The sequence below is a fragment of the Jiella soli genome, from assembly GCF_020615385.1.
Classification (GTDB): Bacteria; Pseudomonadota; Alphaproteobacteria; order Rhizobiales; family Rhizobiaceae; genus VKMB-3413.
In genome coordinates this window covers 692635-713759 of the sequence record NZ_JAJAVB010000025.1, presented here as the reverse complement: position 1 = coordinate 713759, position 21125 = coordinate 692635, and the positions used below count along the sequence as shown (strand labels likewise).

General features: G+C 67.4%; 18 protein-coding genes. 8 read left to right on the top strand and 10 right to left on the bottom strand.

Annotation, left to right across the window (positions count from 1 at the left end; translation table 11 throughout):
* Positions 1-29 precede the first annotated feature (29 nt).
* Entirely contained in the window at positions 30-395 is a 366-nt protein-coding gene (locus tag LH400_RS17805; protein ID WP_229154316.1) for a winged helix-turn-helix transcriptional regulator, read from the top strand.
* Between the two features lie 134 nt (positions 396-529).
* Here the strand turns inward: LH400_RS17805 and LH400_RS17800 are convergent, their stop codons facing one another.
* Both LH400_RS17800 and LH400_RS17795 read right to left on the bottom strand, forming a co-directional pair.
* Positions 530-1546, bottom strand: coding sequence for a TerC family protein (locus tag LH400_RS17800; RefSeq protein WP_229154315.1), 1017 nt, complete (start codon positions 1544-1546; stop codon positions 530-532).
* 393 nt (positions 1547-1939) lie between these two features.
* Positions 1940-2179 carry a YdcH family protein gene (locus LH400_RS17795; protein WP_229154313.1) on the bottom strand — a complete coding sequence of 80 codons (240 nt, stop codon included), beginning with the start codon at positions 2177-2179 and terminating at the stop codon, positions 1940-1942.
* A 100-nt stretch (positions 2180-2279) separates the two neighbouring features.
* On the opposite strand from LH400_RS17795, the gene LH400_RS17790 reads away from it, so the two are divergent.
* Positions 2280-3221 carry a hydrogen peroxide-inducible genes activator gene (locus LH400_RS17790; RefSeq protein ID WP_229154311.1) on the top strand — a complete coding sequence of 314 codons (942 nt, stop codon included), beginning with the start codon at positions 2280-2282 and terminating at the stop codon, positions 3219-3221.
* A gap of 123 nt (positions 3222-3344) precedes the next feature.
* On the opposite strand, the gene LH400_RS17785 is transcribed toward LH400_RS17790, so the two are convergent.
* Both LH400_RS17785 and mscL read right to left on the bottom strand, forming a co-directional pair.
* Entirely contained in the window at positions 3345-4520 is a 1176-nt protein-coding gene (locus LH400_RS17785) for a pyridoxal phosphate-dependent aminotransferase (protein ID WP_229154310.1), read from the bottom strand.
* Positions 4521-4694: 174 nt separating this feature from the next.
* The gene (gene mscL / locus LH400_RS17780) at positions 4695-5132 is read right to left on the bottom strand and encodes a large conductance mechanosensitive channel protein MscL (protein ID WP_229154451.1); all 438 of its coding nucleotides are present in this window, start codon (positions 5130-5132) and stop codon (positions 4695-4697) included.
* Positions 5133-5323: 191 nt separating this feature from the next.
* Between mscL and LH400_RS17775 the strand changes: the two genes are divergently transcribed.
* Positions 5324-8779, top strand: a complete 3456-nt coding sequence (locus tag LH400_RS17775; RefSeq protein ID WP_229154308.1) for a PAS domain-containing hybrid sensor histidine kinase/response regulator — start codon at positions 5324-5326, stop codon at positions 8777-8779.
* A gap of 43 nt (positions 8780-8822) precedes the next feature.
* On the opposite strand, the gene LH400_RS17770 is transcribed toward LH400_RS17775, so the two are convergent.
* Together LH400_RS17770 and LH400_RS17765 are read right to left on the bottom strand one after the other, a co-directional pair.
* Complete coding sequence (locus LH400_RS17770) at positions 8823-9479, bottom strand: response regulator transcription factor (protein ID WP_229154306.1); 657 nt, start codon at positions 9477-9479, stop codon at positions 8823-8825.
* Positions 9480-9692: 213 nt separating this feature from the next.
* Positions 9693-10445, bottom strand: coding sequence for a Crp/Fnr family transcriptional regulator (locus LH400_RS17765; protein WP_229154304.1), 753 nt, complete (start codon positions 10443-10445; stop codon positions 9693-9695).
* A 336-nt stretch (positions 10446-10781) separates the two neighbouring features.
* On the opposite strand from LH400_RS17765, the gene LH400_RS17760 reads away from it, so the two are divergent.
* On the top strand, positions 10782-11927 hold the full coding sequence (locus LH400_RS17760; protein ID WP_229154302.1) for a diguanylate cyclase: 1146 nt from the start codon (positions 10782-10784) through the stop codon (positions 11925-11927).
* Positions 11928-11937: 10 nt separating this feature from the next.
* On the opposite strand, the gene LH400_RS17755 is transcribed toward LH400_RS17760, so the two are convergent.
* Entirely contained in the window at positions 11938-13107 is a 1170-nt protein-coding gene (locus tag LH400_RS17755) for a M20 aminoacylase family protein (RefSeq protein ID WP_229154300.1), read from the bottom strand.
* 306 nt (positions 13108-13413) lie between these two features.
* Between LH400_RS17755 and LH400_RS17750 the strand changes: the two genes are divergently transcribed.
* Together LH400_RS17750 and LH400_RS17745 are read left to right on the top strand one after the other, a co-directional pair.
* Complete coding sequence (locus LH400_RS17750) at positions 13414-14946, top strand: D-alanyl-D-alanine carboxypeptidase family protein (RefSeq protein ID WP_229154298.1); 1533 nt, start codon at positions 13414-13416, stop codon at positions 14944-14946.
* 23 nt (positions 14947-14969) lie between these two features.
* Positions 14970-16124, top strand: a complete 1155-nt coding sequence (locus LH400_RS17745; protein WP_229154296.1) for a CobW family GTP-binding protein — start codon at positions 14970-14972, stop codon at positions 16122-16124.
* A 59-nt stretch (positions 16125-16183) separates the two neighbouring features.
* Here LH400_RS17745 and LH400_RS17740 read toward each other — a convergent pair whose 3' ends face one another.
* A complete protein-coding gene (locus LH400_RS17740; RefSeq protein ID WP_229154294.1) occupies positions 16184-16426 on the bottom strand; it encodes a sulfurtransferase TusA family protein in 243 nt (80 codons plus the stop codon).
* Positions 16427-16545: 119 nt separating this feature from the next.
* On the opposite strand from LH400_RS17740, the gene LH400_RS17735 reads away from it, so the two are divergent.
* Together LH400_RS17735 and LH400_RS17730 are read left to right on the top strand one after the other, a co-directional pair.
* Positions 16546-17097, top strand: coding sequence for a DUF924 family protein (locus tag LH400_RS17735; protein WP_229154292.1), 552 nt, complete (start codon positions 16546-16548; stop codon positions 17095-17097).
* A gap of 145 nt (positions 17098-17242) precedes the next feature.
* Positions 17243-18514: a GNAT family N-acetyltransferase gene (locus tag LH400_RS17730; RefSeq protein WP_229154290.1), complete on the top strand. Its 1272-nt coding sequence runs from the start codon at positions 17243-17245 to the stop codon at positions 18512-18514.
* Between the two features lie 140 nt (positions 18515-18654).
* On the opposite strand, the gene LH400_RS17725 is transcribed toward LH400_RS17730, so the two are convergent.
* Positions 18655-19623: an outer membrane protein gene (locus LH400_RS17725; RefSeq protein WP_229154288.1), complete on the bottom strand. Its 969-nt coding sequence runs from the start codon at positions 19621-19623 to the stop codon at positions 18655-18657.
* A gap of 116 nt (positions 19624-19739) precedes the next feature.
* Positions 19740-21086 (bottom strand): phosphoglucosamine mutase, encoded by a 1347-nt coding sequence (gene glmM / locus LH400_RS17720; RefSeq protein ID WP_229154286.1) that lies wholly within the window; start codon positions 21084-21086, stop codon positions 19740-19742.
* Between the last annotated feature and the right edge of the window lie 39 nt (positions 21087-21125).

Genomic DNA, 21125 nt, shown 5'->3' with positions numbered 1-21125 from the left:
CGCCCGAGAGATCGCCTTATGAGACAGATATGACAAGTACCGACGAAAAAGTCGGGTACTTACCTAGAAGTAAGTCCCCTACGCACACCGCGGTAACGGCGGCCTCCGGCATCGAGCAGGCGTTCCGAATGCTCGAAGGCCGCTGGAAGCTGGTCATCCTGTTCCACCTCTTTGGCGGCAGCCTCCTGCGCTTCTCCGATCTGGAGCGGGCAATCCCCGGCATTTCGCAGAAGATGCTGATCCAGCAGCTTCGGCAGATGGAGGCGGACGGGATCGTCACGCGCCTCGTCCATCATCAGGTGCCGCCGAAGGTCGAATATGGGCTGACCGAGTGGGGCCAGTCCCTTTGTCCGGCGCTCGACGCCCTTTTGACATGGGCCGAGGCAAAGCCGTAGGCCGGAGCCCGGACCAAGGCGGATGTCGGCCTCTCCCGTGTCACTTGGACAAGGCGGCCGATGTCCGTGATCGCCCCCGAAGGGCAGGCATCGGCCATGTGCCCTCAGGCAGCGTCGGTAAGTGGCCGCGGCGATCAGCGTCCTCCCGACTCGACCTCCAGTCCCGCGTCCCGAGCCCGGCTGGAATCCCGCGACATGACGAGGCTCCAGACGACGCCGGAGGCGATGATGGCGAAGGTGATGCCCAGCGACAGCGTGGCCGGGAATTTCTCGAGACCCATCAGGTCGGCGACGAAGATCTTCGAGCCGATGAAAACCAGCACGATCGCCAGAGCCGGCTTCAGATAGCGGAAGCGGTGGATCATCGCGGCCAGCGCGAAGTAGAGCGCCCGCAGGCCGAGGATGGCGAAGATGTTGGACGTGTAGACGATGAAGGGGTCCGTCGTGATCGTGAAGATCGCGGGCACGGAGTCCACCGCGAAGATGATGTCCGCGATCTCGACCATGACGAGCGCCATGAACACCGGAGTGATGAACCAGGAGGGCCGACCGGTCGCGGGATTCTGCTTGCGCACGAAGAAGGCTTCGCCATGGTGCTCGTCGGTGACGTTGAAGCGACGCCGCATGAAGCCGATGACGGGGTTGTTGCCGATCTCCGGCTCCTTGTCGCCGATCCACAGCATCTTGATGCCCGTCACGATCAGGAATGCCGCGAAGACGTAGAGCACCCAGGCGAACTGCGAGATAAGCGTCGCGCCGAGCCCGATCATGATGGCACGCAACACGATCACGCCCAGGATTCCCCAGAACAGCACGCGGTGCTGGTACTTCCGGGGAACGGCGAAGAAGGAGAAGATCAGGGCGATGACGAAGACGTTGTCGAGGGCAAGCGTCTTCTCGACCACGAAGCCCGTCAGATAGTTCAGGCCGGGCTCCGAGCCGAGCTGCCACCAGACGAAGCCACCGAAGGCGACGCCGAGGCCGATATACATCGAGGAGAGGAGCAGGCTCTCGCGCGCCCTGATCTCGCGGTTGTCGCGGTGAAGGACACCGAGATCGAAGACGAGCAGCGCAAGGACGATGGCGATGAAGCCGAGCCACATCCAGATCGGCTTGCCGAGCCAGTCGAGGTACAGGAATGCAAAGTCCATGGGTGACCCTTCTCCGGCGATGAGGGGAAGTCGCGTCCGACATCACGAGAGAGCCGGCGGCTCTCGTCAGAGGGGCCCGAACGTTTGGGGAGCGCCTTGCCGCCCGCGGATTTCGCGAGCGGCGAGGCCGGTCGTCATCTGATGCGGACGGCGGGGCGCCGAAGCAGCGGTGTCAGGACGGGCAGAGGCCGACGGCGGCGGACCGCGGGCGCCATATCCGGGAGGCAGGGCAAGCCTCGCCTCGTTCGAACCTTCATCGAGCCGGCAATGCCAGTCTCGACAGCGGCACGGTTCGTGAAGCCAGGCACGGACCATCTGGCGGACGAGGCCGCCGCGGCCTCTCCAGCGAAGGCCTGGGTCGATCGGCCCGATACTGGCGATCAGCCATGCCGGTCACCCCATCGTCTGCAGGGTGCGGAAGCGAAGGGCTCGCCGCGTCACGACCGGGATCATCCGGATCGTGCCCTCGCGGCTGCGATGCTCGAGGAACTCGATCCGCTCGCGAAGATGCAGCTTGAGCTTCTTCAAGCTGCGCAGCCGAAGACTGTCGGGCGCGGGACGCGTCTGCTCCTCGTCGATCTGGTGCTGGATACGGGCGCGGCGCTTGCGAAGCGACATCAGCAGATTGTTCATGGAGACCTCCAACGATTACGACAAATCGCATGTCGGCGTCCGGTCTCGATAGCGCCAATTGATTGTTGCGATATGCGTATTAGTCTGCGTCTATAGCGAGATGCCGTATCGTCCCAGCCTGCGCCAGTTGGAATATGTCGTCGCCCTCGCCGAATGCGGCCATTTCGGCAAGGCGGCACGCCGATGCCACGTGTCCCAGCCGACCTTGTCCGTACAGATCTCCGGCGTCGAAGAAGGGCTCGGCGTCCAGCTCTTCGAGCGGACGCCGTCTGCCGTCCTCCTGACACCGATCGGCGAGCGGTTCCTTCATGGCGCGCGCCTGACGCTCGCGGCGCTGAACGATCTCATGGATGCGGTGGCCGATGACGCGAGCAGCCTCGGCGGCCTCGTCAAGATCGGGACGCCGCCGAGCTTCGGCCCCTACTTCCTGCCCACCTTCCTGCCTCCCATCCACCGCACCTACCCCGCCCTCAAGGTGCATATTCTCGAGGATCGCCCTGCCGCCATCGAGACAGCCGTAGCGGAAGGCGTCCTCGACTGCGGGATCGGACCGACCTGCGAGTCGCCGGGATTGACCGCGATGACGATCGGCGACGAACAGCTCTATCTCGGCGTGCCGGCCGATCACCGTCTGGCGACGATCCCCGCCGTGCGCGTTGCGGATCTGCGCGGCGAGCATCTCTTGGCGTTGGGGAGCGGGAACCGCCTGCTGGAGAATGTACGCCATTTGGCAGGCGCGTCCGGTGCCGTCATCGTCGACGATTACGAGGGCACGAGCCTCGACGCGATCCGCCAGATGATCTCGATCGGCATGGGCTGCTCGCTGTTTCCCGAACTCTATGCCCGCGCCGAGTTCCGCCAGTCCGACGACGTGAAGCTGATCTCCATCGAGGACTGGCGCGAAACGCGTGCGATTGACCTCTACTTCCGTGACAACAGCGGCCGGAAGCGCCTGTTCGAGACGCTCGCCGACGAGGCACGACGCGCAGCCTCGGCCCTCGGGCTTCGAGACGCATCAAGCTCGGACGGCGACGACAGCTAGCCCGAACGGCACGGCAGCGATCTTCGCGTCCGGATCGGCGACTCCGGACCCTCTCTACGCAATATCGGACGGCATCAGCGCGGGCTTGCGTCACCGCCCGCAGGATTGCGCCCCTCGCCCACCTCAGACCGCCTTCGCGATCCAGTCCGCCAGTCGGTCGGCCGCCATTTCCACCTCGTCGAGGCGGCGGTGGAAGCAGGCGCGCATGAAGCGTGGGCCGGCGGGGCCGAAAGCGGTGCCGGGGGCGAGGCCGACGCGCGCCTCGTCGACGATGCGGAAGGCGGCCTCCCGCGTATCCGCCAGCCCGTCGATCGCGAAGAAGGCGTAGAAGGCGCCGTCCGGCGGCGTCATCTGGACGCGGTTGGTGGCGATGAGCCGCTTGGCGAAGATGTCGCGCGCCTGATGCGCCCGGGCGATCTGGCTCTCGACGAAGTCCTCGCCTTTTTCGATCGCGGCAATCGCGCCGCGCTGCATGAAGGCGGCGACGCCCGAGGTCGAATACTGGATCAGGTTCTCGATCACCTGCCCGAACGCCGGGTCGGTCTCGATCCAACCGACGCGCCAGCCGGTCATAGCCCAGTTCTTGGAGAAGGAGTTGACGAAGAAGATCAGGTCGCCCTCCTCCATCACGTCATGGAAGGAGGCGGCGCGCCCGCCCGCATAGTAGAAGCGGTTGTAGATCTCGTCGGCGATGATCCCGACGCCGGCCTTGCGGGCGATCGCGAGGATTGCGGCGAGCGTCTCGCGGTCGGCGGTCCAGCCGGTCGGATTGCCCGGCGTGTTGACGAAGATCGCCCGCGTCTTCGGCCCGATCGCGGCCTGCAGCCGGTCGAGGTCGAGGTGCCAGCCGGCCTCGGTCCAGTCCAGCGCAACCTCGCGCGGGTTCGCGCCGATCAGCCCAGCGGCGGCAGCGAAGTTCGGCCAGGCCGGGCCGAGATAGACGACCTCGTCGCCCGCACCGGCGAGCGCGATGAGGCTGATCTGGATCGCCTGCATGCCGGAGCCGGTGACGAAGAAGCGGTTGGGATCGGCGGGACCGCCGTAGAGCCGGGCGGTGTAGTCCGCCAGCGCCTGGCGCAGCTCCGGCACGCCGCGCTGCCAGGTGTAGAAGGTCTCGCCCGAACGAAGGCTTTCCGCGGCGGCTTCGGAAATGAAGTCCGGCGTCGCAAGGTCGCCCTCGCCGGCCCAGAGCGGGATCAGCCCGTCGAGGCCGCCGGCTCTGGCGTGGTTGATCACGGCAACGATGCCGCTTTCCGGCGCTGCGACGGCTTCGCGGCGAAGGCGGGTGATGTCGGTCATGGAGCGGGCTTTCGGATCTCATGCGCGGCTGCGGTCAGCCTCATCTCGCTGTCCGACGAAGCGCAACGGCAGTCAATCCCCGACGCGATCAAAACCGCACCGCGATCAAGTGTCGCCGCCGCCCGGTGCCGGGCGCGCGAGCGCGGCGGCACAGCCGCGACGGCCCCGCCCGGCTCAGACCCGCGGGGAGCGGCCGGCGCCTTCCGCGAGGAGATCGCGGATTTCCTCCAGAAGCTTTTCCTCGCGTGGCACCTTGGAGACCTCAGGCGGCTTCGCCTCCTCGCGCCGCTTCATGCGGTTCATTCCCTTGACGACGAGGAACAGGATGAAGGCGACGATCAGGAAGTTGATCGCCAGCGTCAGGAACCGCCCATAGGCGAGAACCGGCCCCTCCGCCCGCGCCGCTTCGAGGCCGGGCGCAGTGACGGCGGGGGACAGCGGCACGAACTTGTTGGTGAAGTCGACGCCGCCGGTGATCACCGCGACCACCGGCATGAACAGGTCCTGGACGATCGAGTTGACGAGGCCGGAAAAGGCTGCGCCGATGATGATGCCGATCGCCAGATCGACCATGTTGCCCTTGAGGGCGAACTCCCGGAATTCCTTCAGCACCATGTCCTCGCAAAGATCCTTGGCCGGCGAAGGATCATAGCGCGCGGCTTCATCCGGACAATCGGCCGGGATGTCCTTCGGTCGAGGATTTCGGGCCGAGAGCCGTGCGGCTGGACTTGGATGCGACGGGGTGGTTGTGTTCCCGGTGGACGGACGGCGCCGACCGCCGGTCCGTCTGTGGAGGAGCCGGCTTGCACTCAGGCCTCATCGTCGTCACGGCGATTGTCTATCTCTTGGCTTTGTTCGCCGTCGCGTGGTGGGGCGACCGGCGGGCGGGCGGGCGTCCGATGCGCTCCAGCAAGCCCGGCGTCTATGCGCTCAGCCTGGCGGTCTACTGCACCTCCTGGACCTTCCTCGGCTCGGTCGGCGTGGCGGCGCGCGAGGGCTTCTCCTTCCTCGCCATCTATCTCGGCCCGATCCTGGTCTTCCTCTTCGCGCCACGCCTGATCGCGCGGATCGTGCGCCACGCGAAGGCCGAGCGGATCACGACGGTCGCCGATTTCATCGGCTCGCGCTACGGCAAGAACCCGGCGGTCGCGGCGCTCGCGACCCTGATCGCGATCGTCGGCACCGTCCCCTACATCTCTCTGCAGCTGAAGGCGATCTCCACCTCGGTCGCAACGCTGGTCTTCCACTACCGCCCGGCCCTCGACATGCCGCCGGTTTTCGGAGACCTGGCGCTCTTCGTCGCCGGCGTGCTCGGCGTCTTCGCGATCCTCTTCGGCACCCGCCATGCCGACGCGACCGAGCATCAGGACGGGCTGGTGCTGGCGGTGGCGATGGAATCGCTGGTCAAGCTGGCCGCCTTCCTGGCCATCGGCATCTGGACGACCTTCTTCCTGTTCGATCCGATGACGCTGTGGTCCGAGGCGATGGCGAGCCCGGCCGTGCTCGGCGCCTTCGGCAGCGGCATCGGCGGCGCCTTCATCGCCGGACTAGGGCTCAGCGCGCTCGTCATCCTCCTGTTGCCGCGCCAGTTCCATGTGGCCGTGGTCGAGAACCGCACGGTGGACGAGATCCGCCGCGCCCGCTGGCTGTTTCCGCTCTATCTCGTGGCGATCAACCTCTTCGTCGTGCCGATCGCCGCCGCCGGGATCCTGCGGCTGGGACCGGCCGTCGATGCCGACCTCTACGTCCTGTCGCTGCCGCTGATCTCCGGTTCGGACGGACTGGCGCTCGTCGCTTTCACCGGCGGCCTGTCGGCGGCGACCGCGATGGTCATCGTCGCATCCGTCGCGCTCTCGATCATGATCTCCAACGACCTCGTCCTGCCCTTCATTCTGAAGCGCCGCAGCCCGACGGGCGAGAGCAGGCGCGACGAGACCCGGCTGATCCTCAAGGTGCGCCGGTCGGCGATCCTGATCGTCGTGTTCTTCGGCTACTGCTACTACCGCTTCGCGGGAGGCGGCAGCGGTCTGGCCTCGATCGGGCTTCTGTCCTTCGCCGCGATCGCGCAGCTGGCGCCGCCGCTCTTCCTCGGCCTCTACTGGAAGCGCGCCAATGCCAGAGGTGCCGTCGCCGGCATGGTCGCGGGGATCCTCGGCTGGGGCTATTTCCTGCTGTGGCCGGCGATCGCCGGGACCGCGCCCGGCGACCTCTCGGCGGACACCGCCTTTGCCGACCCGCTCCTCGTCGGTTGCCTCGTCAGCCTGTCGGCCAATGTCGCCTGCCTCGTCCTCGGCTCGCTCAGCCGGAGCGCCACGCCGCAGGAGCGCATCCAGGCAGCGATCTTCTCCGACCAGGACAGCGGCCAGAATGCCGGCGCGCGCCGGGTGCGGACCGACGTCACCGTCGCCGAGTTGAAGACGACGATCGGCCGCTATCTCGGCTCCGAAAGGACCGAGCGGTCCTTCCGCAACTTTTCGCTCAGCGAGCAGCGCGAGATCGTCGACGCAGCCCCGGCCGACAGCGCCACGGTCCGCTTCTCCGAGCAGCTGCTCGCCTCGGCGATCGGTTCGGCCTCCTCGCGCCTCGTCCTGTCGCTCCTCTTCCAGCGCCATGCCGACTCCTCCACCTCGGCCCTGAGGCTGCTCGACGACGCCTCCGAAGCCCTTCAGTACAACCGCGACCTTCTGCGGATCGCGCTCGACCAGGTCGACCAGGGGCTCGCCATCTTCGACGGCGATTTCCGCCTCACCTTCTGGAATCGCCAGTTCCGCGACCTCGTCGGCCTGTCGTCCGATTTCGGCCAGATCGGGACGCCGCTGACCGTCGTCTTCGAGGAATTGATGAAGGCCGGCGAGATCGACCAGGCCGAATATGCCGTCAGCTTCGACCAGCTCACCCAGCCGCCCGCGCAGCGGCAGATCGGCCTCAAGCGCTCGAACCGGGTGCTGGAATTCCGCGTCAACGGCATGCCGGACGGCGGCCTCGTCGCCACCGTCTCCGACATGACCGAACGCGTCCGGCGGGCGGCGGCCCTGCGCGAGATGAACGAATCGCTGGAGGAGCGCGTGCGGCTCCGCACGGCCGAACTCACCACCGCCAATGGCGAACTCGCCAAGGCGCGGGCGGCGGCCGAATCCGCCAATCTCGGCAAGACGCGGTTTCTGGCGTCCGCCGGCCACGACATCCTGCAGCCCTTGAACGCCGCCCGGCTCTACGTCTCGGCGCTGGAGGAACGGCAGGGCAAGATGCCGGGAGCGGATCTTGCCGCCAATATCGGCTCCTCGCTGGAGGCGGTCGAGGCGATCATCGGCGCCGTCCTCGACATCTCGCGCCTGGACGCCGGCGGCATGCAGCCGAAATTCGACAGCTTCCCGCTCGGCCCCCTGCTTCGGCAGATCGAGACGGACATCCGCCCACTGGCGGCCGAAAAGGGCATCAGCCTGCGCTTCGTGCCGACCAGCGTCGCCGTGCGCTCGGACCGCAATCTGTTGCGGCGCCTGATCCAGAACCTCGTCTCCAACGCGGTGAAATACACGCGGCAGGGCAAGGTGGTGGTCGGGGTCCGCCGGCGCACGAATGGCAGGGTCGACGTCGAGGTGGCCGACAGCGGCATCGGGATTCCGGGGGACAAGCTCGAGGCGATCTACCAGGAATTCGTCCGGCTCGACGAAGGCACGAAGACCGCCCGCGGCCTCGGCCTCGGCCTCTCGATCGTCGACCGCATCGCCCGCGTGCTCGACCTGCCGGTGGAGGTCGCCTCAAAGCATGGGCGCGGCACACGCTTCCGGGTCGGCCTGCCGACAGTGCACATCGAAGCGGTGGCCGAGGCACGGCCCGGCGCGGCACCGGCCCGCGGCAGCCTCGCGCTCGCCGGCACCCATGTCCTTTGCATCGACAACGAGGCGGCGATCCGCGACGGCATGCGGGTGCTATTGGAGGGCTGGGGCTGCACGATCGCCGCCTTCGGCTCGGCCGAGGAGGCCTTGCAGGCGGTCGGCGAGAGCGGAGGCACGTCGCCCGACCTCGCACTGGTCGACTATCATCTCGACGGCGGCACGACCGGTTTCGACGCGGTCCGTGCGCTCAGGGCGAGGCTGGGAGCCGAGTTCCCGGCGATCCTCGTCACCGCCGATCGCTCGCCATTCGTGCGCGACGAGGCGCTGGAGCTCGGCATCCATGTCCTCACCAAGCCGTTGAAGCCGGCCTCGCTGCGCGCCGCGATGGCCGCCCGGATGCGCCAGCAGGAGGCGGCGGAATAGGCGCGACGCGCAGGCGCGCAGGGCATCACGCCCCGAAGCCCCCTCACCCGCCGAGCGGGCGCTGGGGATCGAGGCCGAGCTTCGACAGGCGGATCACCGCCTGCGTGCGGCTGTCGACCCCGAGCTTCAACAGGACTGCAGAGACGTGAGCCTTGATCGTCGCCTCGGAGATGCCGAGCTCATAGGCGATCTGCTTGTTGAGGAGCCCCCGGCCGAGCATGGTGAGGACGCGGGTCTGCTGCGGCGTCAGCGTCTTGATGCGCTCGATCAGATCGGCGAGTTCCGGGTCGATGCCCTGATCGAGCACGAGGTCGGGCGGCAGATAGGTCTCGCCGGCCAGAAGCGCCTGCACCGCATGTCGGATCTCCTCGAAGCCGGAGGATTTCGGGATGAAGCCGGAGGCGCCGAGATCGAGCGCACGGGCGATCACCGAGGTATCCTCATTGGCCGAGACGATGGCGATCGGCACGGTCGGGTGGTCGGCCCTGAGGAGCGCAAGGCCGGAAAGCCCGCTGGTGCCGGGCATTGCGAGATCGAGCAGCAGGAGGTCGGCCTCCGGATTGTCCTCGAGCGCGCGCGCCGCCTCGTCGAAGTCCGCGGCTTCGACGATCTCCGCGCCGTCTGGCAGCGAGTTGAGGATCTCCTTCAGCGCGCCACGAAACAGCGGATGGTCATCGGCAACGATGAATACATGGCGCATCGAGTTCTTCTCCCTTTATCCCCATCCGGGCCGACCGCCGCAAACAACTGCGGCGCTGTAGCGGCCGCGGTCCTTCCCCCGGCACCGGCGGTCCGCCGTCACGCACGTTCTGCGAGCGGCCCGATCTTACGGCATCGGCCAAGATAATTGCATCGGCGCGTTCGGTCTCTCGCCCGTCCGGCCGATCGACAGGACTTGCGGATCGCCGGACCGTTACTGTCGGGCGATGCCGGTTGTCGCGATCGGACTGCGAAAATGCAGATATTTCGGATCGAACTCGCCGAGTTCGGCAAGCCTGTTCCAATCCTTGATCTCGAGACGGGAGCGGGAGCGGTCGATGAGCCCCGCCAGCTTGAAGTCGCGCAGCACCCGGTTGACGGTCACCACCGTCAGTCCGAGTGCATCGGCCAGTTCGTTCTGGGTCAGGGGAAGACGGTAGACATTGTCCGGCGCAAGCCCGACCGAGCGGATGCGCATGGCGAGTTCGCACAGGAGGTGAGCGGTGCGGCTTGCTCCGGACAGACGTCCGAGACCGACGATCCACTCCCGGAAGATGGCCCCGTCGATCAAGGTCTCGAGCCAGAGAGCGGCGGCGACGTTCGGCCGCTTCAGGCACAGGGACCAGACCGCCTCATGCGGCACGAAGCCGATCCGGCAGCGCGTCATCGCCGCGAAGGAGTGATCCATCTGGTTGATGTGCAGGCTGTGGAGGTCGGGAATGTCGCCCGGCACATGGAACGCGATGATCTGACGCTTGCCCTCCAGCGTGTGGCGGTAGCGACAGGTGAAGCCGTCGATCAGAATGCAGCATTGGCGGACCGTTTCCCCCTCGGTCACGATGTCGACGCCGTCGTCCACCTCGCGATGCGTCACCGGCAGCGCGCGCACGGCGGCCTCGTCCTCCGCGTCGATATCGGCAATCAATCGCAGGCGCCGCGACAAGGCGTTCTGTGCATCGAATTTCAACCCGTCCACCCTCCGGCGCGCACACCCTTCCCGAAGTCGTCAGTCTGGCTGCTGAATTGCGCTTGTCCGATAGCCAATGCTTCGTCGGCCTGTCCTAGCGTGCCCGCCGCGAGAGGTCGATGGCAAGGGCCACCGGGGCGATGGGCCGGAGACGGCCGGTGTCGGGGAGGCGGCGCGGGTCGTTCAAGAAGATTCCGGTTTCCGTTGGATCATGTCAATCAGCGAAACCAATTATCAAGGGAACAACCATTAGATGAATTATCGAGGAAACCTGGCGTAGATCACCCGTTGCCCTATTCGCTCGCCACTCTGTCGCTTGTTCACGGACTGGGCATCATGGCCCTTGTGGTGATCACACACGGCTTCGTGGAGCGGACGGTCGATCATCGAAGATGGCGCGGCGTCATCAACGGTCTGCTGTTCGGCCTCGGAGCCATCGGCGCGATGCAGACATCCGCCGTGATCGGCTTCGGCATCATTCTCGATTCGCGCTGCGTTATCGTCGCGGCGGCCGGCGCCTTCGGCGGACCGATCGCGGCCGTCATCGCGACGGCTCTGGCAGAGGCGTTCCGCTTCTTCATGGGTGGCAGCGGCGCCTATGTCGGGATGGCCGGAATCCTCATCTCGGGCGTTGTCGGGCTCGCCTGGCACTATCGCTACGACGTCTCGCACGGTGTCAAAGTGGGACATCTCGCCGCTCTGGCTCTGCTGACGTCGCTGCACGTCCTGACATTCCTGTGGCTACCGGTCGCCGATCCGATTGCCCTGACGCTCAAAAGCGCCGCCACGCTCATTCCCCTCTATCTCTTCGGCACCATCGTCATGGGCTCGATGATGGCCCGCGAGATCCGCCTGATCACGCGCCAGCGTGAACTCGAAGCCGAGACCCTGTCCGATCCGCTGACCGGCCTCGCCAATCGCCGCGCCATGAACGCCGTGCTGGCCGAGGCCCTCGCGACCGCGCACCGGCGCGGCACCGGCCTCGTCCTGATGGTCATCGACATCGACCACTTCAAGCGCGTCAACGACACGCTGGGCCATGCCGTCGGCGACGACGTTCTGCGCTCGGTCGCCCGGCTGCTCCAGCCCGGCATGCGCAGAGTCGATCTCGTCTGCCGCCATGGCGGCGAAGAGTTCTGCATCCTTCTGCCCAATACGAAGCTTCCCACCGGCCGCCGCATCGCCGAACGCATTCGCAAGCTGATCCGTGCCGTCGAGATTCCGGCCGGCGAGACATCGCTCCACATCACCGTCAGCATCGGCCTCGCGGAGGCCGAGACCCACAGCACGGCGGCCTCCCTCTATTCGGCCGCCGATGCCGCGCTCTACATGGCGAAGCGCAGCGGTCGCGATCGCGTCTGCATCGGACATGACGACGGCAGCGAGGAGGCCGCGCTCGTCCCCGACGTTCTTGCGCCCCTGGCGCAGTCCTATTCGCTCTCCGGCCCCGCGGCGGTTCCCGCCGGGCCGCCCGTGCGCTGACGCCGACGCGTCAGGCCCGCCCCAGCGCCCGTTCGGCGAGACGCACCCAATAGCTCGCTCCGAACGCGATCGCCGAGTCGGCGAAATCGTAGGTGGGAGTGTGCAGGCCGGAGCTGTCGCCATTGCCGATGAAGACATAGGCGCCGGGCCGGGCCTCGAGCATGTAGGAAAAGTCCTCGCCGGCCATCAGCGGCGGCGCCGACGGGTCGACATTGTCGGCTCCGACGATCTCCGCAGCCACCTGCGAGCAAAAATCGCTCTCGTCCGGATCGTTGACCGTGATCGGATAGTTTCGATCCCAGTCGATCTCGACGCTCGCCCCGTAGGCCGAGGCGATGCCAGCGGCCATTTCGCGAATGCGGCGTTCGGCGAGGTCGCGATGTCCCGCGTCGAGGGCCCGCACGGTCCCGGAGAAGACGGCCGTGTCCGGGATGATGTTGTGGGCGAAACCGGCGTTGAATTCAGTGACGGAGACCACCAGGGACTTCAGCGGATCGGCGTTGCGCGCCACGATGCTCTGCAGGCCGAGGACGATGCTCGACGCGATCACGATCGGGTCGGCGGTCCGGTTGGGCAGCGCCGCGTGGCCGCCCTGGCCGCGTACCGTGATCTTGAACTCGTCGGTGGACGCCATGATCCCGCCATGGCGCATGCCGAAGCGACCCACCGGCATCCCCGGCAGATTATGCATGCCGTAGACCTTCTCGATCGGCAGGCGCTCGAAGAGCCCGTCGTCGATCATCGCCTTGCCGCCTGCCCCGCCCTCTTCGGCAGGCTGGAAGATCACCGCCACCGTTCCCTCGAAGGCCCGCGTCTCGGCGAGGCTGCGGGCGGCGCCGAGCAGCATCGCCATGTGCCCGTCATGCCCGCAGGCATGCATGAGCCCCGGCCGCTGCGAGGCCCATTCGGCCCCCGTCTCCTCGTGAATGGGCAGGGCGTCCATGTCCGCGCGAAGGCCGATCATCCTGCCGCCGGCGCCGCCGCGGCCGTGGATCAGGCCGACGACGCCGGTACGCCCGATACCGGTCAACACCTCGTCGCAGCCGAATTCCTGGAGCTTGTCGGTCACGAACCGCGCCGTCTCCACCACGTCGTAGAGCAGCTCCGGCCGGCGGTGCAGGTCCTGGCGCCAGCCGGCGATTTCCGCTTCGCACTCGGCGATATGGTTGTTGACGGGCATTCGAGAAATTCCGATTCAAGGGACGGTGGACCGCGGCGCCGGGGCCGCGCAAAGGCGGGACGGTGGTCGCTTCGGCGGATGCGGCAGTGGCACGGGATGCCACCCGATGCGCCGCAGCGCATCCCACCGATCGCGCCCGGCTCGCACGAGCCATGATAAGAACGTTTAGAACATGCGGTTTTCCGGTGTCGCTCTTTGCCTTATCACTCGCGGTATAGAAACCATAGGCCGCGCGCGACCCGTCGCACGTTACCGCAGTTTTTGCGCTCTGCAACACGGCTGATCGATCGATCGAAGGGACCCCGCGTGAAGACGCCCGCATCCATCTGTTTCTCGACTCTCCTGGCACTCTGCCTGACGGCGGCTCCGCTCGCGCCGGCCGGGAACCTCGCCTTCGCCAAGACCACCAAGCAGGCAGCGAAGCCGGATGCCGTCGCCGCGCAGAAGCCGGCCGCCGACGCGGCGGCCGAGCCGAGCGGCAAGCCTGCGTCCGCCGAACCCCAGGCGCCCGAAGAGATCGGCTATCCCGTCTCCTCGATCGTCGTCGATCTCGAGACCGAGAAGGTGCTGTCTCAGGAAAACGCGACGGAGCGGCGCTATGCCGCGTCGACGACCAAGCTGATGACGGCGTTCCTGGCTCTTAAGGCTCTGAGAGCGGAGACGGTCGGCCTGGACAGCCCGGTCATCATGACGAGCCGGGCCTCGGAGGAGCCTCCGAGCAAGATGGGCTACCAGCCGGGCTCGGTCATGCGTCTCGACAATGCGATGCGAATGATGCTGGTCAAATCCGCCAACGACGTCGCCTATGCGATCGGCCAGATGCTCGGCGGCGGCTCGATGGACACTTTCGTCGACATGATGAACGCCGAGGCGGCGGAACTCGGCATGAAGGACACCCGCTACGTCAATGCGAACGGCCTGCCGCAGGAGGGCCAGTATCAGAGCGCCAAGGATCTCGCGATCCTCGCCATCGCGATCCGCAAGCAGTTCCCGGCGTTTTCGGACTATTTCGGCACCGAGGCTATCTCGAACGGCCGGGCCTTGATCAAGAACGGCAACAAGCTTCTCGGCCGGTTCGACGGGGCCGACGGAATGAAGACCGGCTTCACCTGCGCCGCCGGCTTCAATCTCGTCTCCTCCGCGACGCGCGACGGCAGGACGATCATCGCCGCGGTCATGGGCGCCAACGGCACGATCGCCCGCGAGCGCCATACGGCGGAGATCATCGACGCCGGCTTCAAGACCGATCCCGCCAGCGTGACGACCAAGGTCGAGGATCTGCCGACATCGGCCGGCGAGCCGCTCGACATCAGCGACTATATCTGCGGTGCCAAGGGACGGACGGCGCGCGCCAACGAGCGGGTCGAGGAACGCAAGCGGACCGCCGGCGAGGCGCAGGATGAGGACACCGAGATCTTCGGCTCGCCCTATATGCACGAGATGAACCGCGCGCCCGTCACCGTGAGCGTCGGCCTGGGCGGGGCCGCCGGCAATGCCATCGCCGCACCCGGCATCTCGCTGATCGCCGCCTACGGCATTCCCATCCCGACGCCGCGTCCGACCCCGCCGAGCGAGAAGGCACCCAACGGGGAGGCGCCCGACGCGGCGCCCGTTGCAAGCCCGGAGGCGGAATCGGCGCCCGAGGACATGAAGACCGTCGCGACCTCGGGCAGCGCCGTCGAGGACGCGCAGAACTTCGTTCCGAGCCCCGGCCCCAGCCCGGAAGCCGCCAAGGGGCCGCGGATCGACATTCTGGGCGAAGACGGCGACGGCCTGCGGGCCGGACACGGCATCCCGGTCCCGACACCTGCCGCCCGGGCTGCGCAGGCGGTGAACTGAACGAGCGGCAAAGGACCTCACCCATGCCCGGCGCCAGCGCCCCGATCCGCCTCACGCTTCTCACCGGCTTTCTCGGCGTCGGCAAGACGACGCTGCTGAACCGCCTCCTGCGCGAGCCGGGGCTGCGCAACACCGCCGTCGTCGTCAACGAATTCGGCGAAGCCGCGATCGATCCCCTGCTCGTCGAGACCCGGACGAGCGACGGCGTGCTGACGCTCTCGGACGGGTGCCTTTGCTGCAGCGTCAGGGGCGAGCTCGTCGAAACGCTCCTCGCCCTTGCCGAACGCCGCGGGCCGGACGGCGCACGCGCGATCGAGCGCGTGATCGTGGAGACTACCGGGCTCGCAGATCCCGGCCCCATCCTGGCGGCGCTGATCGGCCATCCCGGACTCAGCGAGGCCTATGTTCTGGACGGCGTGGTCACCGTGGTCGACGCGCTGGCGGGCGCCCGCAACCTCGATGATCACGACGAGGCGCGGCGCCAGCTGGCCGTTGCGGACCGGATCGTTCTCACCAAGGCGGACCTCGCCGGGGCGAAGCGTGTGGACGAGCTGACCGCGCGGATCGCATCGCTCAATCCGCGGGCGGTGCATGTGCCGTCCGCCGGCGCAGGTTCGCTGGCGGAGCGGCTGCTCGGCTCCGGCCTCTCGGCCGGCCCGCTCGATGCGGCGCGTCTGGCAGCTTGGCTCGGGGAAGAGAACCTCAATGCGGCGCCGGATGCCGGCGAGGCAGACGAGCATGACCATTCGCACAGTCACGAGCATGGGCATGGGCATGGCCACCTGCATGCCCACGGCCACGCCAGCATTCGCTCCGTCTCGCTACAGCTCGCAGAACCCGTCGCCTTCGAGGCCGTCGCCTCCTTCCTCGAAATCCTGACCGCCACCCAAGGCGAGCGCATTCTCAGGATGAAGGGGATCGTGCAGACGCGGGAGACGCCGGAGCGGCCGCTCGTCCTGCACGGCGTGCGCGGCTATCTGCACCCGCCGGCCCGGCTCGCCGCCTGGCCGCAGGGCGTGCCGCCACAGACCCGGCTGGTGGTGATCGCGCAAGGGGTTCCCGAGGCGGTGCTCCGCGACCTCTTCGCTGCCTTCACCGGCGGCCTTCGCAGCGACGCGCCCGACCGGGCCGTGCTCGAAGACAATCCGCTCGCCGTGCCCGGCTATCGCTTCGGGTGAAGGCGCTGCGGCAGCGACGGCAACACAAGGCGCCGGCTCGATGACTGCGGCAACCCACGTCAGTCGGTACGATCGGACGCGACATTTTCGACCACGATTGCAAAACGCAGGACGTCGCCCGTCCGCGTGACCTCCTCCAGCCGGTGCCCCCGCTCGGCGCACAGATGCGGAATGTCGATCACGGCCATCGGATCGTCGGCGAGAACCACCAGCGCCTCTCCCGGCGCCATCGCCGCCAGCCGGCGCGCGGTCCGAAGCGCCGGTAGAGGACATTTCAGGCCTTTGAGATCGAGTTCTGACATTTCGGCGCTTCGCCGGCGGCGACTCCATGACTATCTTCGTGGCGGACGCTCGCGGCCCTGCGGATCACGGGGATCCGCTGGCCCGCCACGCGCCTCTCACATCCATGCCGGAGACCAAGATGACATATTACACCGTCGATCCCCAGGCCATCGTGGAGTTCTGGCGGGAGGCGGGCCCGGACCGCTGGTTCGGCAAGGACGAGGCCTTCGACGAGACCATCCGGCGCCGCTTCGGCGACGTCTACGAGCGGGCGGCGCGCGGGGAACTCGACAGCTGGCAGGAGGAGCCGACCGGCATTCTCGCGCTGATCCTCCTGCTCGACCAGTTTCCGCGCAACATGTTCCGAGGCACGCCGCTCGCGTTTGCGACCGATGCCAAGGCGCTGGAACTCGCCAAGACGGCGCTTGCCCGCGGCGACCACATGACGGTGGCCGAGGACATCAACCAGTTCCTCGTCATGCCGCTGATGCACTGCGAGGATCTGGCCGAACAGGACGAATGCGTCGCCTGGATGGAGAAGATCGGCGACGAGGCCAATGTCGCCTCGGCCCGCGAGCACCGGGAGATCCTCGACCGGTTTGGCCGCTTCCCCCATCGCAATGCGATACTGGGGCGCGAATCCTCTCCCGAGGAGACCGAATTCCTGGAAAATGGCGGCTTCGCCGGCTGAGCCGGCGGTGCATTCCACGATCTCGTCCCTCCACCACGGAAATTTAAGGCGTCCGGGTTAAGGCTCGGTCCCAGGGGTTTTCTCGCTCCGTCGGGTCCCGCCGAACCGGCCGGGCCCGCGCAGCGCTTGAAACGGGAAGAGTGGGATGCAACTCGGTCGCCGGATCGACGATCTTCACGATCTCGCAAACGGGGCGGGTCCCGCCGCGGGACCGCGAACGGGCGCGCCGGATAAGCCACAGGCGCCTTTCCGAGGCCCAGTCTGCCGCCGTCTGTCGATCTACGCTCCGGCCGACGCCTTCGCCCTCGTCGACGAGCTCAAGCACCTGTCGCGAAGGGCGATCGAGCCGAACGTCTTCTTCGATCCGACCTTCCTCGTCCCCGCCATGCCACGGCTCGACGAGCGGCAGGTCAGGCTGATGGTGATGCGCGACGAAGGCGCCAGCCGCAGCCGGCTGCGGCTCCTGATGCCCTATACGCTCGAACGGACCGCCCGCATCGGCGGGATCGACACGATCCGCGCCTGGTCGCATCCCTTCGGCCGGCTCGGCGTCCCGCCGCTCGACGGCGACGACCCGCACGGCACGCTCGCCAGCTTCCTGGCCTTCCTGGCCGAGCCGGAGCGTGGGATGCCGGATATCCTGGTCCTGCCGGACATCCGCAGCGACGGCGCCTTCGCCGCAATCCTTGCGGCCGTCGCCGCGGAACGCGGCCTCCCGATCGCCCACGCCAACAAGGCCGACCGCGCCGCGATCGACAAATCCGAGGGAAAGCATGTCGCCTTCCTGCAGCCGTCCTCGGGACGCCGCCGCCGGGAGATGCAGCGCCAGTGGCGGCTGCTGGAGGCGAGCGGCCCTGTCAGCTTCCAGGTCGTGCGCGAGGCGGATGCCGTCCGTCTCGCCTTCGAGGACTTTCTCGCGCTCGAGGCCAGCGGCTGGAAGGGCCGCCAGCGCAGCGCCCTCGTCATCGACCGGTTTCGCGCGGCCTTCGCGCGGGAGGCCGTCAACGGGCTTGCCCAGGAAGGCCGGGTGCGCATCTTCGCGCTCAGCGTCGGCGCCCGGACGGTGGCGAGCCTGGTCGTGCTTCTCGACGGCGGCGACGCCTTCGCCTGGAAGATGGCCTATGACGAGGCGTTCGCGAAGGCTTCCCCCGGCCAGCAGGTCGTCGCCGAGGCGGCGCGGGCCCTGATCGCCGACCCCGCGGTCAAGCGGGCGGATTCCTGCGCGATGCCGGACCATTTCGCGATGAACCGGTTCTGGCCGAACCGGACCACGCTGGCGACCGTCGTCGTCGGGCTGCGACCGGGGACCGAGCGGAAGGTCGCGCAGGCTGCAAAGAGCCTCGACGCGCGACACCGGTCGCGCAATCTCGCGCGCCTGGCCAGGCAGCGCGTGAGGGGATTGCTCTCGCGCGGCTGACCGCCTCTTCCCCCTCCGTCCACCCTGCTCCCTCATCTCATGCGAAAACGTCTCCGCCAGCGGCAGCTGGCGAAGACGCTCCTTGGATCAGCGATCCGCTGTCGCGACCGGGCGAGGCGTCCTCGCCCGGTTCGATGCGCTTACTTGTAGACCGGGGCCTGATCGTAGATCGGCGCCTCGCTGTAGATCGGAGCCGGCTCTTCGTAAGGTGCGCCGACGACCGGCGCCTTGCCCTTGCCGAAGCCCTGGCCGCCACCGAACTCGTAGCGCAGGCCGGCGCGGACGGTGTGGATGTTGAAGCCGTTGTCGCGCATCTGGACGCCGCTGGCGCCGTTCGCCTTGTCGTTGGCATCGAATTCGTAGGCGTCGCCGCCGGAGATGCGCGTATACTTGTAGCCCGCATCGAACTTCAGCTTGTCGGAAATGTCGACGCTCGCGCCGGCCATCAGCGAGGAGGCGAAGCGCCAGCTGTCGACACCATCATGCGTCGCCCGATAGCGGTCGTAGGACGGTGCGCAATCGGCGCAGACTTCCTGGTTCGTCCCCGTATCGTAGCTGACATGGGCGGCACCGATGCCGGCGCCGATATACGGCGTGAAGCGGCCGAAATGGCCGATGTCGACATAGGCGTTTGCCATCGCGGTCCAGACCGTGGCCTCGCCGGAATCCTCGTAGTGGCAGCCGCCGGCGGGGTTATAGATGCCGTGGCCGACCTTGATCTGGTACGGGCATTCGGTGCGGCCGTCGATGTCGGTCTTGAAGTAGTCGAGGGTGGCGTCCGCGCGGAAATTGTCGGTGAAGCGATAGCCGAAACCGCCCGAGAAGAGCGCAGCGCCCTTGAGGGTCAGGCTGTCGTAGCGATGGGTGTCGTCGATCCCGTTTTCGCCGTAGCCGTAGTTGTAGAAGTCCCAGTCACCGTCGGTGTCGTTCTTGAACACGTAGCCGACGTCGCCACGCAGGTACCAGCCGGCGGTGGAGATCTGAGCCGGCGGGGGCGGCGGCGGCGCGATGTAGGCGGGCGGCTCGATGAGGTCGGCTGCCTGGGCGGAACCAACGAAGGACGACACGACGCCGAACGCGGCAACGGTCGTCAAAAACCTTCTATTCATAAGATCGTCTCCGGTCCTTGCGGCGGCCGGGATTGGCGACGCCGTTACCTTAAGAAACAAGGTAAACCGGAGTGGTTAACGGGCGGTTTACGCGCCGGATGCGCGGTAACAGCTTGTCAGGCAGCCTGATCGCGCAGGGCCCCGACGATGTCGTCGACGACGGCCGCGACGAGACCGGCATCGTCGCCTTCGGCCATCACCCGGATCAGGGGTTCGGTTCCCGAGGGGCGGATCACCAGCCGGCCGCTATTGCCGAGCCTGTCCCGCCCCGCCGCGATCGCCGCCTGGACCGGCTCGCGCTCCAGCGGCAAGCCGCCGGAAAACCGAACGTTCTTCAGGACCTGGGGCACCGGCTCGAACCGTCTGCAGACCTCGGAGACGGTCCCACCCTTGCGGTGGACGACGGCGAGAATCTGGAGGGCTGCGACGAGGCCGTCGCCGGTAGTGCCGAAATCCGACAGGACGATGTGGCCGGACTGCTCGCCGCCGACATTGTAGCCATGCTCGCGCATGTGCTCGACGACGTAGCGATCGCCGACCTTGGTGCGGGCGAGTTGGAGCTTGTGGGCCTCCAGGAAGCGTTCGAGGCCGAGATTGGACATGATCGTGGCGACGATGCCGCCTGCCGCGAGGCGCCCGTCCTCGGCCCAGCTCTCGGCGATCACCGCCATCAGCTGGTCGCCATCGACGATCGTGCCGCGCTCGTCGACGATCAGCACCCGGTCGGCGTCGCCATCGAGCGCGATGCCGATGTCGGCGCGCACCTCCTTGACCTTTTCGATCAGCATCGCCGGCGCGGTCGAGCCGCAATTGCGGTTGATGTTGATCCCGTCCGGCTCGACGCCGATCTTGACGATTTCCGCGCCCAGCTCCCAAAGCACCTCGGGCGCCACGCGGTAAGCCGCCCCGTTGGCACAGTCGATCGCCACCCGGACACCTTCGAGCGACAGCTCGCGCGGCAGGGTGCGCTTGGCGAACTCGATATAGCGGTCGTGGACACCGTCGACGCGCTTTGCCCGGCCGAGCCCGTCGCCGTTGGCGAGCCGGCCGGAGAGATCGCTGTCCAGCAGTTCCTCGATCCGGCTCTCGATCTCGTCGGACAGCTTGTAGCCATCCGGGCCGAACAGCTTGATGCCGTTGTCCTCGAAGGGGTTGTGCGAGGCCGAGATCATCACCCCGATATCGGCCCTCAGCGACCGCGTCAGCATCGCGACGGCCGGCGTCGGCATCGGCCCGAGCAGGAAGACGTCCATGCCCGCCGCGGTGAAGCCGGCGACCATCGCGTTCTCGATCATGTAGCTGGAGCGACGGGTGTCCTTGCCGATCACGACGCGGTGTCGATAGCTGCCGCGCTGGAAGGCGATGCCCGCGGCCATGCCGACCTTCATCGCGACCTCGGCGGTCATCGGATGGCGATTGGCGGTCCCGCGAATTCCATCCGTCCCGAAATAGCTTCTGCCCATCTGAGGTCCTGTCGTCGGATGTGGATCACCGGGCCGGCC

Excerpts from the sequence above, each read along its gene's own strand:
- LH400_RS17805 (WP_229154316.1), top strand. The coding sequence starts at position 30 with ATGACAAGTACCGACGAAAAAGTCGGGTACTTACCTAGAAGTAAGTCC.
- LH400_RS17800 (WP_229154315.1), bottom strand. The coding sequence starts at position 1,546 with ATGGACTTTGCATTCCTGTACCTCGACTGGCTCGGCAAGCCGATCTGG.
- LH400_RS17760 (WP_229154302.1), top strand. The coding sequence starts at position 10,782 with ATGGCCCTTGTGGTGATCACACACGGCTTCGTGGAGCGGACGGTCGAT.
- LH400_RS17735 (WP_229154292.1), top strand. The coding sequence starts at position 16,546 with ATGACATATTACACCGTCGATCCCCAGGCCATCGTGGAGTTCTGGCGG.
- LH400_RS17785 (WP_229154310.1), bottom strand. The coding sequence starts at position 4,520 with ATGACCGACATCACCCGCCTTCGCCGCGAAGCCGTCGCAGCGCCGGAA.
- LH400_RS17740 (WP_229154294.1), bottom strand. The coding sequence starts at position 16,426 with ATGTCAGAACTCGATCTCAAAGGCCTGAAATGTCCTCTACCGGCGCTT.
- LH400_RS17770 (WP_229154306.1), bottom strand. The coding sequence starts at position 9,479 with ATGCGCCATGTATTCATCGTTGCCGATGACCATCCGCTGTTTCGTGGC.
- LH400_RS17755 (WP_229154300.1), bottom strand. The coding sequence starts at position 13,107 with ATGCCCGTCAACAACCATATCGCCGAGTGCGAAGCGGAAATCGCCGGC.
- LH400_RS17725 (WP_229154288.1), bottom strand. The coding sequence starts at position 19,623 with ATGAATAGAAGGTTTTTGACGACCGTTGCCGCGTTCGGCGTCGTGTCG.
- LH400_RS17745 (WP_229154296.1), top strand. The coding sequence starts at position 14,970 with ATGCCCGGCGCCAGCGCCCCGATCCGCCTCACGCTTCTCACCGGCTTT.
- LH400_RS17795 (WP_229154313.1), bottom strand. The coding sequence starts at position 2,179 with ATGAACAATCTGCTGATGTCGCTTCGCAAGCGCCGCGCCCGTATCCAG.
- glmM (WP_229154286.1), bottom strand. The coding sequence starts at position 21,086 with ATGGGCAGAAGCTATTTCGGGACGGATGGAATTCGCGGGACCGCCAAT.
- LH400_RS17790 (WP_229154311.1), top strand. The coding sequence starts at position 2,280 with ATGCCGTATCGTCCCAGCCTGCGCCAGTTGGAATATGTCGTCGCCCTC.
- LH400_RS17730 (WP_229154290.1), top strand. The coding sequence starts at position 17,243 with ATGCAACTCGGTCGCCGGATCGACGATCTTCACGATCTCGCAAACGGG.